Raw genomic sequence first — 12,740 nt, forward strand, 5'->3', positions numbered from 1 at the left:
GTGGTGGCACCTGCTGCATAATACCGGCGAAATGGCGCGCCCTGGTGGATTCGAACCACCGACCCACAGCTTAGAAGGCTGTTGCTCTATCCGACTGAGCTAAGGGCGCCCCGTCCGTCGGCATGCGGCCAAACCCCATCCCGCCCGCGCGGGACCAGGTCGCCGACCGGCGACGTTGCCAACCGGGACCTATGTAGCCCCCCGGACCCACCCTGCCAATCGCCGCTTACGGCAGCGCCAGTCCGCCCCCGTCGATCGGCAGCGCATGACCGGTCACGCCCCGAGACTCCGGCCGGAGCAGCCAGATCACCGCGTCGGCGATCTCTGCCGACGTCGCCACCTGGCCCGTCGGCACGCTTGCGGCGGCCTGGGCGGGCGTGATCCCCAGCTCGGCATAGCGGTCATGGGCCATTCCGGTATCCACCCAGCCAGGGCACAGCGCGTTCACCGTGATGCCCCGTCCCGCGACCGCCAGCGCCAGGGCGCGGGTCAACCCGATGACCCCATGCTTGGCGGCGCAATACGCGGTCTGGTCCGGTACGCCGCGCAGCCCCAGGACGGAGGCGAGGTTGACGATCCGTCCCGTCCCGTCCGGCAGCTTCGGCAGCGCCGCCTTGCAGCAGTGATAGGTGCCGTGCAGGTTCGACCCGATGATCGCGTGCCACAGCGCATCGTCGCCATCCAGCCGGTTCGCGCCGGCGATCCCGGCACAGTTGACGAGCGCGTCGATCCGCGCCAGCGGCGCGAACGCCGCCTGCACCGCCGCCGCATCCGCCACGTCGCAGGCGGCGAAGCGATGCGGCGTGGCAATAGGGGTGCGCGCCAGCACCAGCACCGACCATCCCTCCGCCGCCAGCCGGTCGGCCACCGCTCGGCCGATGCCGCGAGTGCCGCCGGTGACGACGGCCTGCTTCATTGCGCCGTCCCGCCGCCATCGACCGGCAGGATCACGCCGGTGATGAACGACGCGGCGTCGGAGGCCAGGAACGCCGCCGCGCGGGCGATCTCCACCGGATCGGCGAACCGTCCCAGCGGCGTCGCGCCCTTGTAGGCATCGGCCGAGGATACCGGGAACCGGTCCGGATAGCGGGCGGACAGGTCGCCGATCACCGTCTCCAGCATCGTCGTCTGCGTCGATCCCGGTGCGATGCAGTTCACCCGGACGCCATCCTTTGCCCAGTCCAATGCGGCCGATCGGGACAATTGCGCGATCGCCGCCTTGGACGCGCCATAGGCGGCGCTGACCTGCTTGCCGATCAGCGCCTGGTCCGAGGCGATGTTGACGATCGCCCCCTTCTTCCGCCGCACCATGCCCGGCAGCACCGCCCGCATCAGCGCATAGGCGGCCAGGAAATTCACCCGGAACACGCGCTCCGTTTCGGCCAATGAGGTTTCCAGAACCGATCCCAGGACGGTGATTCCGGCGTTGTTCACCAGGATGTCCACCCCTCTCTCGCCGATCAGCGCCGCCGCTCGGCGTTCCACCGTATCCGTGGCGGACAGGTCGAAGTCCGGCAAGTCGAGGCCGATCACCTCCACCCCGTCACGCGTCAGCACGTCGTGGATCGCGCTGCCGATGCCGCCGCGGTGGCCGGTGACGATGGCCCGCCGGCCTGCCAGTCCGAAACTCAGCTCCGACCCCATCTTGCCTCCTTGCGTGGTGATGCCATTGTCCGCGACGCGCATGTGCGTCCGACTTGGAGCGGACAACGCGACGCAACCAGGAGGGAAGGGAACCTGATGACACGCTGGCTGGCCGCGATGATCTGCGTCCTGTTGTTATCCGCCACGGCAAGGGCCGAGGACAAGGTGACCTTCGGTCTCGACTGGAAGGCGGAGGCCGAGTACGGCGGCTATTACCAGGCGCTCGCCACCGGCATTTACGCAAAGCACGGGCTGGACGTGACGATCCGCCAGGGCGGGCCGCAGGTGAACCACACGCAGTTGCTGCTGGCCGGGCGGCTGGATTTCAACATCACCGGCAATGGTTTCCTGGCGCTGAATTTCGTCAAGGAAAACATCCCGTTCAAGGCGGTGGCGGCGATGTTCCAGAAAGACCCGGCGGTGCTGATCGCCCATCCCGGCCAGGGGAACGACAATTTCGCCGAACTGAAGGGCAAGCCGATCATGATCAGCGGCGACACGCGGGTCGGCTGGTGGAACTTCCTCAAGGCGAAATACGGTTATTCGGACAGCCAGATCCGTCCGTATACGTTCAACCTCGCCCCCTTCCTGGCCGATCCGCATGCGATCCAGCAGGGCTACCTGGGCTCCGAACCGTTTTCCATCAAGCAGCAGGCGCATTTCGACCCGGTGGTGATGCTGATCGCCGATGCCGGCTTCAAAGGCTACGCCAGCCTGATTGCCGCCTCGGACAAGATGATCCAGCAGAAGCCCGACCTCGTGCAGCGCTTCATCGATGCCTCGATCGAGGGGTGGTACTCGTACCTGAACGGCGATCCCACGCCCGGCAATACGCTGATCAAGAAGGCCAATCCCGAGATGACGGACGCGCTGCTCGCGTACGGGATCAAATCCCTGAAGGACCATGGGATCCTGACGTCCGGGGACGCGGCGAAGCAGGGAATCGGCGCGATGACGGCGCAGCGGTGGGCGGACTTCTACAAGGCGACCACCGAGGAAGGCCTGTATCCCAAGGGGATGGACATCACCAAGGCCTACACGACGCAGTTCGTCAACAAGAAGGTCGGGATGGACGGTCAGCATTGACCGCGATCCGCAGCCGACCACGCGCGCGATGTTGACGGTCTCCCATGTCGGGCGCCGCTTCCCCAGCGGGACCGAGGCCCTGCGCGACGCCAACCTCCATCTGCGGGAGCACGATTTCATCGCGCTGCTGGGCCCATCGGGTTGCGGCAAGTCCACCCTGCTGCGCCTGATCGCCGGATTGGACCAACCCGATAGCGGCGAACTGATCTGGGAGAACGGACCGCCAGCCGCCGGGGACATCGGCTTCGTCTTCCAGGACGCCACGCTGCTGCCCTGGGCCACGGCCGAGGACAATGTCTTCCTGCCGCTGCGCCTGCGTGGCGTCGCCCGCGACCGGGGCATGCCGGACGTCCACGCCGTGCTGCACCGCGTCGGCCTGAAAGGGTTCGAGCGCGCCCGGCCGCGCCAACTCTCCGGCGGCATGCGCATGCGCGTGTCGATCGCCAGGGCCTTGGTCACCCGCCCGCGCCTGCTGCTGATGGACGAACCCTTCGCGGCGTTGGACGAGTTCACCCGCCACAAGCTCCAGGCCGACCTGCTGGACGTCTGGCGTCAAGCCGGCTGCACCGTCGTGTTCGTGACCCATTCGATCTACGAGGCCGCCTATCTGGCCCGCCGGATCGTGATGATGACCCCGCGGCCGGGCCGCATCGATCGGGAGATCACGTCGACCCTGGCGCACGGCCCGGAGACGCGCCTGGACCCGGCCTATGCCAGCCTGGTAGCGGCGGTGGCGGTCGGCATGGAGAAAGCGCTGCGATGAGATACGCCCCCGCCGCGTTCGGGCTGCTCGCGCTGGCGCTATGGGAAGCGGCGGTCCGCCTGACTGGCATCCCGGTCTATCAATTGCCGGGTCCGGTCGCCATCGCCGGTGCGTTCGCGGCCGATCCGATCGGACTGCTGCAGGCCTTGGCCTCCACCTTGATCGTCACCTTCGCCGCCCTGCTGGCGGCCGCCGTGCTGGGGGTGGCGATGGCGTTGACGATGTCCGCGAGCCGCCTGGCGCAGGCGGCGATCCAGCCTTGGGCCGTCGCCCTGCAGGTCACGCCGCTGCCGGCCATCGCGCCGCTGATCATCATCTGGGTGGGCAATCCGTTCTTCGCGCTCGTGGTCTGTGCGACCATCGTCGCGTTCTTCCCGCTGTTCGCCAACACCGTGACCGGCCTTGCCTCCGCCGCGCCGGAGCTGAACGATCTGTTCCGGCTGTACGGGGCGAAGCGAAGCCAGACGCTGACATTGCTGCGGCTGCCGGCGGCGCTGCCCTATTTCCTGTCGGGCCTGCGCATTTCGGGCGGACTGGCGCTGGTCGGCGCCGTGGTGGCGGAACTGGTTGCCGGATCGGGTGGCTTCGCCTCCGGCCTCGCCTATCTGATCCTGGAGGCGAGCTTCCGGCTGGAGATGCCGCGCATGTTCGCCGCGCTGGTCCTGCTGGCCGTAGCCGGCATCCTGCTGAATTTCGGCCTGGGTGCCTTGGGCGACGCGATCCTGCGCCGCCGCGGCCTGACCTGATGGACCGGCTGCTGATCTTCGGCCTGGGCTACAGCGGCACCGCGATCGCCAGGGCCGCGACGGGGTTCGCGGTGATCGCGACCAGCCGATCGGGCGGCGGGGACGCGATCCCGTTCGACGCGGCAGGACCGGCGATCGCCGAGGCGACCCATATCCTGACCACCGCCGCGCCCGACGCGCACGGCGATCCGGTCCTGGCGCGCTACCAGGCTGCCATCGCCGCCGCGCCGAAGCTGCGCTGGATCGGCTATCTCTCCTCGACCGTCGTCTACGGCAATCGCGATGGCGCCTGGGTCGACGAGGACACGCCCCCCGCGCCGTCGCAGCCGCGCGGCCGGCGGCGGCTGGAGGCCGAACAGGCCTGGGCGCGTTTCGGCGACCGATGCCGGGTTGATGTTTTCCGCCTGGGCGGAATCTACGGTCCCCACCGTTCCGTCCTCGACGACCTCCGAACCGGCACCGCTCGGCGCATGGTCAAGCCCGGACACCGGTTCGGCCGGATCCATCGCGACGACATCGCCCAGGCCGTCGCCGCCGCGATGCGACAACCCAGCGTGCCGGGGATGCGCGTCTTCAACCTGACCGACGATGAGCCCACCGAAAGCGCCGAGGTCGTGACCGAAGCTGCTGCCCTGCTGGGCGTCGACCCGCCGCCGGCGGTCGCCTTCGCCGACGCGCTGCCCGCCATGAGTCCGATGGCGCGGAGCTTCTGGGCGGAAAACCGCCGCGTCGCCAGCGCCAAGACCAAGGCGGCGCTGGGGATTTCGTGGCTGTATCCGACCTATCGCGAGGGGCTACGCGCCATCCTCGCCGAGGAGCGCGGCAACCGTCCGCCGTAGCAGCGCCAGATCGGCCGGCCGCGACAGCCGATGGTCGCCGTCCTTCACCAGGATGACCTGGACATCGGCGCTTTCGGCCTGTTCGGCGATGGTCAGCGCGAGGTGCCATGGCACGTCGGGGTCGTTCTGTCCGTGCAGCAGCCGGATCGGGCAGCGCAGGGGAATGCGGCCGGTCAGCACGTGATGCGTCGAACCGTCCTCGATCAGGCGTTTGGTGATCGGCGTCGGGTCGCCGTACTGGCTGGGGACATACAGCACGCCGTCGCGTTCGATCGTCGCCTTTTCGGCCGGGGTCATCGTTTCCCACATCAGCCGCTGGGTGAAGTCCGGTGCCGCCGCGATCCCGACGAAGGCCGCGATCCGATCAGGGCGGGCCAGGGCGGTCAGCAGGCCGATCCAGCCGCCCATCGACGATCCGACCAGGATCAGCTTGCCTTCGGTCAGCGCGTCGACCGCCGCCAGCGCGTCCGCGGCCCAGTCGCCGATCGTGCCGTCCAGGAAGTCGCCGTCGCTGGCGCCATGACCCGAATAGTCGAAGCGCAGCATGGCGTGGCCGCGTTCGGCGCAGAACGTGGCCAGCGTGGTCGCCTTGTCGCCGGTCATGTCGCTGCGGAAGCCGGGCAGGAAGACCACGGTCGGCCCACGGCCCTCCTGTCTGATCCAGGCGAGATGGACGCCGTTGCCGCGATCGAGCCGTCCTTTGGTTGGGGCCATACCGTCCAATCCTGCGTTCGATGATCGCCGGATTTTGGACCTGATCGGCACATCCCGCCAGCCAGGGGACGCGCCCCGAAGCAGGAGCCAAGGAGGGCAGGGGGAAGCCCAGGGGAGGTGCTCCTCGTCCCAACCGTGCTACCCTAATCGGATGGACCCGCACCCCGAGTCGCCGGTCGTCCTGCAAGTCCTCCCTTCGCTCGTCACCGGCGGGGTCGAACGCGGCACGGTCGAAATCACCCAGGCCATCGCCGCCGCCGGGGCCACCGCTCTGGTCGCCAGCGCCGGCGGTCCCTTGGTCGCGCAGATCCAGCGCGCCGGCGGCACGCATATCGCGCTGCCGCTGAAAACCAAGAACCCCTGGCGCATCTGGCACAATGCCGATGCCCTCGCCGCGGTCATCCGCGACCGCAAGGTTTCGCTGGTCCACGCTCGGTCCCGCGGCCCGGCCTGGTCCGCCTGGCTGGCTTGCCGCCGCACCGGCGTTCCCTTCATCACCACCTATCACGGCACCTATGACGAGAGCCTTCCGTTCAAGCGGCACTACAATGCGGTGATGGCGCGAGGACGCATCGTCATCGCCGCCAGCCATTACATCGCCGAGCTTGTGCAGACCCGGTACGGTGTCGATCCGGCCCGGATCCGGGTGATCCCGCGTGGAGTCGACCTTGCGGTGTTCGACCCGGCCTCCGTGACGGGGCAGCGTATCGCCAAGCTGGCCGCGCAATGGCGGGTGCCGGACGACGCGCGGATCATCGTGCTGCCCGGCCGCCTGACGGCGTGGAAAGGCCATCGCGTGCTGCTCGATGCACTGGCGATCCTGAACCGGCCCGACGTCATGTGCGTCTTCCTTGGGTCCGACCAGGGCCGTCATCGCTATTCCCAGTCGCTCACCCAGCACGCCCGTCAACTCGGCATCGCCGAACGCCTGCGCCTCGTCGGCCATACCGACGATGTTCCGGCTGCCCTGTGCCTCGCCGATGTCGTCGTCCATGCGTCCACCAAGCCTGAAGCGTTCGGTCGTGTGGTGATCGAGGCGCAGGCGATGGCATGTCCGGTCGTCGCCGCCGATCTCGGCGGCCCGGTGGAGACGGTGCGCCATGGCGAGACCGGCTGGCGCGTCCCCCCCGGCGACCCGGCCACGCTGGCCGCCGCGCTGCGCGTCGCCCTCGACCTCTCGCCGGAGGAGCGCACGGCGCTGGGGCAGCAGGCGCGGGCCTCGGTGCCGACGGTGCAGGCGATGCAGGAGGCAACGCTGGATGTGTATGAGAGCGTGCTGAACGGCACGGTTTGACCCCGGCCGGCGGGCTGCCGGCATGGACACGGGCTTGGGCGCGCGCGAGGATCGGGCGGCAGACCCCGATAACCGAACCACTTGGGAGGGATCATGGAGAAGTTGCTGCCTTTGGCCGAACGTATCGGTGCGCGCCTGAAGGAGCGCGGGGAAACGATCGGCGTCGCCGAGTCCTCGACCGGCGGCCTGGTCTCGGCCGCGCTGCTGTCGGTGGGCGGCGCCTCCGCCTATTTCCGCGGCGGCGGGGTGATCTACACGGCGTACGCGCGCAAGGCCTTCCTCGATATTCCCAATCCGCTGCCGGCGCCGATCGAGCGGGCGTCGACCGAACCCTATGCCATGCTGCTGGCCGATACGGTGAAAGCGAAGCTGGAGGCCACCTGGGGCCTGGGCGAGACCGGCGCGACGGGTCCGACGGGAAACCGCTACGGCGACAAGCCGGGCCATACCTGCATCGCCGTGACGGGTCCGAGCTTTTCGCGCGCCATCACGCTGGAGACCGGGAAGGAGGATCGGATCGCCAACATGCGGGCCTTCGGGGTGCGGGCGCTGGAACTGCTTGCCGAGGCGCTGGGGTAGGTGGTCGTGGGCGCGGATACGCGGACGTTTTCGGTCATGTGCCATGGGCACGGCCATCGAAGCGGTTGATGGCGAGGCCATTCGACGCGGATTTTCACGGCGATGCGCTTGGATGGGCGGTGCACGTGGATGAACGCAGATTTCTCCTGATCCGGCGGGCGTCTCGCGCTGCCCCTCGAGGCTGAGGCAAAGGAACCAAAGCGCCTTGCGCTGATCGGGCACGGACTCTGTGAGTATCTCTGTCCATCTGCGTTCACCTGTGTCGGAAAATGCCTTTCCGCGGCCAAATTCCCTGCCAGGGGGACCGTGCGTGAATCTCCCATGGTCATGTTAGTTTCTCTTGCAAATCTCATATGGGTTGATTAGAACAAAGCAAATACATCAATCCGGAGCTTCCAAATGCCCGTCGCTATCCTGGCAGCCAGCCCGCGTCGCGTTGCAGAATGACAGTAATTCTAACATCATCCGCCGGCCGCATCGCCATGGTCGCCCCCGGTGTCCCCATGCTCCAGCAGCCGGCCGACGGCCCGGTCGCACCCGTGTTCTCGACCGCGGGCGGCCTGACCGGCTGGTGGGATGCCTCGGGGCCGTCCGGCCTGTCAGGCAGCGGCGGCGCGGCGCTCACGGCATTCGCAAGCCCGGTCAGCGCCGTCGTCGATAAGTCCGGCGCCGGAACGGGTCTCGCCGTCTGGCATGCCGCCGGCGCCGGCGCGTCGGCGCCGCTGGCGACACCCAGGCTCAGCGGTCTGCTGGGCGGCGTGGGGCTGAATACGGTCGTGCCGCCGGCGCTGCCGGTGTCGAACCAGCAGCTTCCGGTCATGGATCCCGACCAGGGGTTGATCAGCGCCGCCGTCCCGTTCGGTTCGGGCGCCGCGTGGACGCTGGCGATCGTCTGGTCGCGGCCGAACTGGCGGCAGAGTTCCACGGCAGCCAGCACCATCCTGTCGGTCGGCGGCACCCAGGTCCTCGCGGCCGACAACAACGGCGGCACGCGGCTGGTCCTATTCCCCGGCGCCGGCCAGACGGTGCTGACCAACAGCCTGACCCGCCGGCACACCCATGCCGTCATCCTGCGCAACACGCCGAATGTCGGCCTGGACGTTTGGCTCGACGGCGCACAGGTCGCCATGGCCGTTGCCAACCCGCTGGCCGCCTCGCTGACCGCGCCGTTGCTGTTCCTGCACAACGGCGCCTCGGCCGGTGGGGCGGAATGCTGGTTCCATGAGGCGGCGCTGTGGAACACGTCCCTGACTGCATCGAGCCTCGTCGCGATCCAGGCCTATCTCAGCCGATGGGCGCTTGGTCCAAGGAAAGGCCTCCAGATCCTCGTCACGGGTCAGTCCAATGCCGGCAATGGCCTGCTTGACGGCGCCTGGCACCTGCTGGCGCAGGGCGTCGCCTGGCACCTCGGCGCGCTGGCGTACGGCGTCGTCGGCGCCTATGGCAGCCCGCCTGCGGCCACCTGCATCCACGGCGAAGGCATCTATCCAGTGCCCGCCCTGGGCCTGTCCGGCTCCTTCCTGACCAACCCCGGCGACGGCAGCGACCCTTCGACCTGGGCACTGGGCGCCGACGGCCAGGCGCTGCAGGGCTGGATCCAGTCGCACACCGACCCAACAGACGCCGCCGACATCGGCGTCATCCTCTGGCCGTGGTCCGAGGACGATTCGACCCGTCAATACGGCGAGAAAGCCACCTACGAAGCAGCCGCCCGCCGCCTCTTGGCGCTGGAGCGCGGGATGCTGTCGCGCAGCGCGGCCAGCCTGCCGCAGGTCTGGTGGTCCGCGATCCCCTTCGCTTACGGCAGCAACGATCCCGGCATGCAGATGCAGCGGGAGGTCGTGGCCGACATGGTCGCCGACGCAACGCAGAACGTCACCGTCGTGCTGCCGCAGACCGCCGATACCCTGCCACGCAGCATCGGCGGCGCCGCCCTCGCCTACGACCCGACGACGGGCATCTGGAGCGGCGGCGATCCGTTGCACCGGGACATCCCCGACAATCAGCGCTTCGGCCGCCTGGCCGCACCGCTGGTGGCGCGTGCGATCCTGGCCTCGGCGGGCGGAGACAGCATCGGCGCCATCCCCGCCGGGGTTCCGGCCGTCGGCGGCCCGGCGGTCGTCCACGCCTATCGCCAGTCCAGCACCGTGCTGGTCGTGACAGTGCAGCACGATTGCGGCACCGACCTGGTCGTGCCGGCGACGCAGGCGGCGCAGGGCATCGGCTGGGCGGTGATGGATGGCGGCTCCGTCGCCAGTCCCGGAAAGATCGTGACCGCGACCGCCTGCACGCGCCTCAATCCCACGCAGGTTCAGGTCACCCTGGCCCAGGCCTTGGCCAACGACGCCAGCGCCTGCCGCCTGTTCTACCCTTATGGTGCGACGACGATCGGGCGCGGCAACGCGGTGACCGACAACCTCGGTGCCGTCACGCCGCCGTCCGGCTGGGATATCGCGGGCGACCTCGGGCCGGCCTGGAGCTTGAACATGCCGGTCCACATCCCGATGAACGCATCCTCCGGCGTGGTCCTGAGCGCGACGCCCTGATCAGGCCTGCTTCGACCGGAACCGCACCACGGCCATCACCACCAGGACCAGCGCCAGGCTGTACCAGGTGATCGCATAGGACAGGTGGTTGTTCGGCGGGCGCGGAAAATCAGCGGCGGGAACCGGATAGACGCCATCCGGGACGGTACCGAGCGCGGTGAGCGAGAAGGGGAGGACGGGACCGATGCCGAGGGCACCGGCGATCTTGGGCGGATCGAGCACATAGACCTCGTGATGCCCGAAATCGTCCGCCGGCGAGAACCAACTGGCCTGCTCGCCGGGATGCACATAGCCGGTGACGCTGACCGTGCCGGCCGGATCGGCCGGCTGGACGTGCTCCGGCACCCAGCCGCGATTGACCAGGATCGTCGGCGCATGGTCGCGCGCCAGCGGTACCAGTTGGAAATGGCCCATCACCGATCCGCGCGCGGTGTCGCGCACATCGACGCCCAGCCATAGCGCCTTGTCGAACAGGAAATGCCCGGTCACGGCGACGCGGCCGTAATCGGGAGGATGACCGGTCAGCGGCGCGGGTGGCTGTTTCTCCGCCGCCGCGATCTCCGCCAGGATGCCTTCTTTCCATCGCAGCCGGTAAACCTGCCACGTCCCCAGCCCCAGCAGGACCAGCACCCCCAGCGCGACCAGCAGGCCTGGCAGCAGCAGCCCGCGCCGCTTCGGCCTATCGGTCATCGACCGGCATGTTCGCCCGCACCGCGGGCCTGGCGTTGAACGTTTCATGCCACGTCGCCAGCCTGGGATGGCCGGTCCGCCAGGCCAGCGAGTCGAAGCGGAAATCGAGGTAGCCCAGCGCCACCCCGATCGCGAGATGGCCGATGCTGTACGGGCTTTCCGCCAGCGCCTCCGCCTCTTTCTCCAGGGCGTCGACGCAGGTGGTCAGCTTCAGGCGCCACAGCGCCATATGCGGTTCGCTCTGGCGTTCGGCGGGACGGAAGCCTTCAGCCAGCAGCAGCAGGGCGGCGTCCAGCATCCCCTGTCCAAGCGCGTGACGCCGGATGGCCGTCATCCGCTCGGGCCACGCGGAGGGGAACAGTTTCGGGCCGGTGTGCAGGGTGTCGAGATATTCGATGATCACCGGCGAGTCGTACAGGACCGTACCGTCCTCGACTTCCAGCGTCGGGATCTTGCCCAGGGGATTGATCTTCATCAGCTCCAGATGCGGCGTGGTGCCGCCGGCCACGGTCCGGACGGTGCGGACGCGGTCCTGCAGGCCCATCTCGTGGATCGCGATCATGACCTTGCGCACGTAGGGGGAGCGTGGGGACCAGTGCAGCGTCATGGTTTGCGTCATCGGTGTGCGTCCATCTTCACGGCGTTGGGCCTCCGACCTATCGTGCCGGCAACCAAGAGGGACGGGACGTTTGCCATGAACTTCATCGAAGTCAACGGAACAGGCCTGCGATACGACCTGACGGGCAGTGGCCCGAGCACGGTGGTGCTGGTGCACGAGATGGGCGGCACGCTGGATAGCTGGGACCAGGTCGTGCCAGCGCTGGCCAATAGCCGCCGCGTGCTGCGCTACGACACGCGCGGGGCCGGGCTGTCGGAGAAAATCGGGGGATCGGTGACCTGGGACGTCATGGCCGACGACCTGGGCGCGCTGCTGGATGCCGTGGGCATCTCGGGGCCGGTGTCGCTGGCCGGCATCGCCGTCGGCGGCGCGATCTGCATGCACTTCGCCGCGCGCCATCCGGATCGCGTTGCCGCCCTGGTGATGCACGGGCCGGCGCCCGGCGTGACCGCGGACCGGCGCCAGGCCACGCTGGATCGCGCGGCGGGCGTCGAGGCGCACGGGATGCGCGGCGTGGTCGAGACCAGCCTGGCCGCGTCCTATCCCCCCGTCGTGCGCCATCTGCCCGAAGTGTTCGCCGCCTTCCGCGCCCGCTGGCTAGGCAACGATCCGCAGAGCTTCGCCGCGATCAACCGTATGCTGGCGGCAGAGACCATCGAGCGCGAACTGATGCAGTTGCGCTGTCCCACGCTGTTGACGGCCGGGCGGCACGACAGCCTGCGGCCGCCATCCGTGATCGGGCCGATGGCGGAGAAGGTGCCGGGCGCACAGTTCCTGGAACTGAACACAGGACATTTCGCCAGCGTACAGACGCCTGGGCTGGTGGCGCAGGCGATCCACTACTTCCTGCACGCGCTTGGGCAATAGCGGGGCGCGGCGGTGGACGAGCGGCGTCGTCGCCGTTCCTCTGCGCCGGCCGGGCTTGTCCCGATGGGCGTTGATTTGAGCGGAGGCTGAGTACCGGCGGATACCAAATCCTCCCGGTATAGAAAGCGCCAGGGCTCATGCATCTGAGCGCCGATGCGCCTTAGGCCGTGCCGCTTGAAGCTGCCGCCCACGGGATTTGTCCCGGCCATCCACGATTTTCGCTGCGCGCTAAGTCGTGGATGACCGGAACAAGGGGCCAGGACGGGAATGCCATCGTCCCCGAACCGCGTGGATCAAGTCCCAGCGGATCAGGCCAAGGATCAAGCTCACCAGATCAGGCCCACCAGATCAGG

General features: G+C 68.6%; 13 protein-coding genes and 1 tRNA gene. 8 read left to right on the forward strand and 6 right to left on the reverse strand.

The window, feature by feature from the left end; translation table 11 throughout:
* Positions 1–32: 32 nt before the first annotated feature.
* From VHB27_RS01010 to VHB27_RS01020, 3 genes are all read right to left on the reverse strand, one after another.
* A tRNA-Arg gene (locus tag VHB27_RS01010) sits at positions 33–109 on the reverse strand.
* Positions 110–226: 117 nt separating this feature from the next.
* Complete coding sequence (locus VHB27_RS01015) at positions 227–916, reverse strand: SDR family NAD(P)-dependent oxidoreductase (RefSeq protein ID WP_325596787.1); 690 nt, start codon at positions 914–916, stop codon at positions 227–229.
* On the reverse strand, positions 913–1,686 hold the full coding sequence (locus VHB27_RS01020) for an SDR family NAD(P)-dependent oxidoreductase (protein WP_325596789.1): 774 nt from the start codon (positions 1,684–1,686) through the stop codon (positions 913–915). The genes VHB27_RS01015 and VHB27_RS01020 overlap by 4 nt, the downstream gene beginning before the upstream one ends.
* A gap of 54 nt (positions 1,687–1,740) precedes the next feature.
* Here VHB27_RS01020 and VHB27_RS01025 point away from each other — a divergent pair, with 54 nt between their 5' ends.
* From VHB27_RS01025 to VHB27_RS01040, 4 genes are read left to right on the forward strand one after another with little or no spacing between them, the layout of a single operon-like run.
* Entirely contained in the window at positions 1,741–2,730 is a 990-nt protein-coding gene (locus VHB27_RS01025) for an ABC transporter substrate-binding protein (protein ID WP_325596793.1), read from the forward strand.
* Between the two features lie 28 nt (positions 2,731–2,758).
* The gene (locus VHB27_RS01030; protein ID WP_325596795.1) at positions 2,759–3,493 is read left to right on the forward strand and encodes an ABC transporter ATP-binding protein; all 735 of its coding nucleotides are present in this window, start codon (positions 2,759–2,761) and stop codon (positions 3,491–3,493) included.
* Positions 3,490–4,239: an ABC transporter permease gene (locus VHB27_RS01035; RefSeq protein ID WP_325596797.1), complete on the forward strand. Its 750-nt coding sequence runs from the start codon at positions 3,490–3,492 to the stop codon at positions 4,237–4,239. Before VHB27_RS01030 ends, VHB27_RS01035 begins: the two co-directional genes overlap by 4 nt.
* Positions 4,239–5,078, forward strand: a complete 840-nt coding sequence (locus VHB27_RS01040) for an SDR family oxidoreductase (RefSeq protein ID WP_325596799.1) — start codon at positions 4,239–4,241, stop codon at positions 5,076–5,078. Before VHB27_RS01035 ends, VHB27_RS01040 begins: the two co-directional genes overlap by 1 nt.
* Here the strand turns inward: VHB27_RS01040 and VHB27_RS01045 are convergent.
* The gene (locus tag VHB27_RS01045; protein ID WP_325596801.1) at positions 5,034–5,792 is read right to left on the reverse strand and encodes an alpha/beta hydrolase; all 759 of its coding nucleotides are present in this window, start codon (positions 5,790–5,792) and stop codon (positions 5,034–5,036) included. The genes VHB27_RS01040 and VHB27_RS01045 overlap by 45 nt on opposite strands.
* 151 nt (positions 5,793–5,943) lie before the next feature.
* Here VHB27_RS01045 and VHB27_RS01050 point away from each other — a divergent pair, with 151 nt between their 5' ends.
* From VHB27_RS01050 to VHB27_RS01060, 3 genes are all read left to right on the forward strand, one after another.
* On the forward strand, positions 5,944–7,086 hold the full coding sequence (locus VHB27_RS01050) for a glycosyltransferase family 4 protein (protein WP_325596803.1): 1,143 nt from the start codon (positions 5,944–5,946) through the stop codon (positions 7,084–7,086).
* A 93-nt stretch (positions 7,087–7,179) separates the two neighbouring features.
* Positions 7,180–7,665 (forward strand): CinA family protein, encoded by a 486-nt coding sequence (locus VHB27_RS01055; RefSeq protein ID WP_325596805.1) that lies wholly within the window; start codon positions 7,180–7,182, stop codon positions 7,663–7,665.
* A 503-nt stretch (positions 7,666–8,168) separates the two neighbouring features.
* A complete protein-coding gene (locus tag VHB27_RS01060) occupies positions 8,169–10,211 on the forward strand; it encodes a hypothetical protein (protein ID WP_325596807.1) in 2,043 nt (680 codons plus the stop codon).
* On the opposite strand, the gene VHB27_RS01065 is transcribed toward VHB27_RS01060, so the two are convergent.
* Both VHB27_RS01065 and VHB27_RS01070 read right to left on the reverse strand, forming a co-directional pair.
* Positions 10,212–10,901, reverse strand: coding sequence for an SURF1 family protein (locus VHB27_RS01065; protein WP_325596809.1), 690 nt, complete (start codon positions 10,899–10,901; stop codon positions 10,212–10,214).
* Complete coding sequence (locus VHB27_RS01070) at positions 10,891–11,520, reverse strand: glutathione S-transferase family protein (RefSeq protein ID WP_325596811.1); 630 nt, start codon at positions 11,518–11,520, stop codon at positions 10,891–10,893. Before VHB27_RS01070 ends, VHB27_RS01065 begins: the two co-directional genes overlap by 11 nt.
* A 75-nt stretch (positions 11,521–11,595) precedes the next feature.
* On the opposite strand from VHB27_RS01070, the gene VHB27_RS01075 reads away from it, so the two are divergent.
* On the forward strand, positions 11,596–12,387 hold the full coding sequence (locus tag VHB27_RS01075; protein ID WP_325596813.1) for an alpha/beta fold hydrolase: 792 nt from the start codon (positions 11,596–11,598) through the stop codon (positions 12,385–12,387).
* Positions 12,388–12,740: the final 353 nt, after the last annotated feature.

Source organism: Rhodopila sp. (genome assembly GCF_035548235.1).
Classification (GTDB): domain Bacteria; phylum Pseudomonadota; class Alphaproteobacteria; order Acetobacterales; family Acetobacteraceae; genus Rhodopila.

Excerpts from the sequence above, each read along its gene's own strand:
- VHB27_RS01015 (WP_325596787.1), bottom strand. The coding sequence starts at position 916 with ATGAAGCAGGCCGTCGTCACCGGCGGCACTCGCGGCATCGGCCGAGCG.
- VHB27_RS01020 (WP_325596789.1), bottom strand. The coding sequence starts at position 1,686 with ATGCGCGTCGCGGACAATGGCATCACCACGCAAGGAGGCAAGATGGGG.
- VHB27_RS01025 (WP_325596793.1), top strand. The coding sequence starts at position 1,741 with ATGACACGCTGGCTGGCCGCGATGATCTGCGTCCTGTTGTTATCCGCC.
- VHB27_RS01030 (WP_325596795.1), top strand. The coding sequence starts at position 2,759 with ATGTTGACGGTCTCCCATGTCGGGCGCCGCTTCCCCAGCGGGACCGAG.
- VHB27_RS01035 (WP_325596797.1), top strand. The coding sequence starts at position 3,490 with ATGAGATACGCCCCCGCCGCGTTCGGGCTGCTCGCGCTGGCGCTATGG.
- VHB27_RS01040 (WP_325596799.1), top strand. The coding sequence starts at position 4,239 with ATGGACCGGCTGCTGATCTTCGGCCTGGGCTACAGCGGCACCGCGATC.
- VHB27_RS01045 (WP_325596801.1), bottom strand. The coding sequence starts at position 5,792 with ATGGCCCCAACCAAAGGACGGCTCGATCGCGGCAACGGCGTCCATCTC.
- VHB27_RS01050 (WP_325596803.1), top strand. The coding sequence starts at position 5,944 with ATGGACCCGCACCCCGAGTCGCCGGTCGTCCTGCAAGTCCTCCCTTCG.
- VHB27_RS01055 (WP_325596805.1), top strand. The coding sequence starts at position 7,180 with ATGGAGAAGTTGCTGCCTTTGGCCGAACGTATCGGTGCGCGCCTGAAG.
- VHB27_RS01060 (WP_325596807.1), top strand. The coding sequence starts at position 8,169 with ATGCTCCAGCAGCCGGCCGACGGCCCGGTCGCACCCGTGTTCTCGACC.
- VHB27_RS01065 (WP_325596809.1), bottom strand. The coding sequence starts at position 10,901 with ATGACCGATAGGCCGAAGCGGCGCGGGCTGCTGCTGCCAGGCCTGCTG.
- VHB27_RS01070 (WP_325596811.1), bottom strand. The coding sequence starts at position 11,520 with ATGACGCAAACCATGACGCTGCACTGGTCCCCACGCTCCCCCTACGTG.
- VHB27_RS01075 (WP_325596813.1), top strand. The coding sequence starts at position 11,596 with ATGAACTTCATCGAAGTCAACGGAACAGGCCTGCGATACGACCTGACG.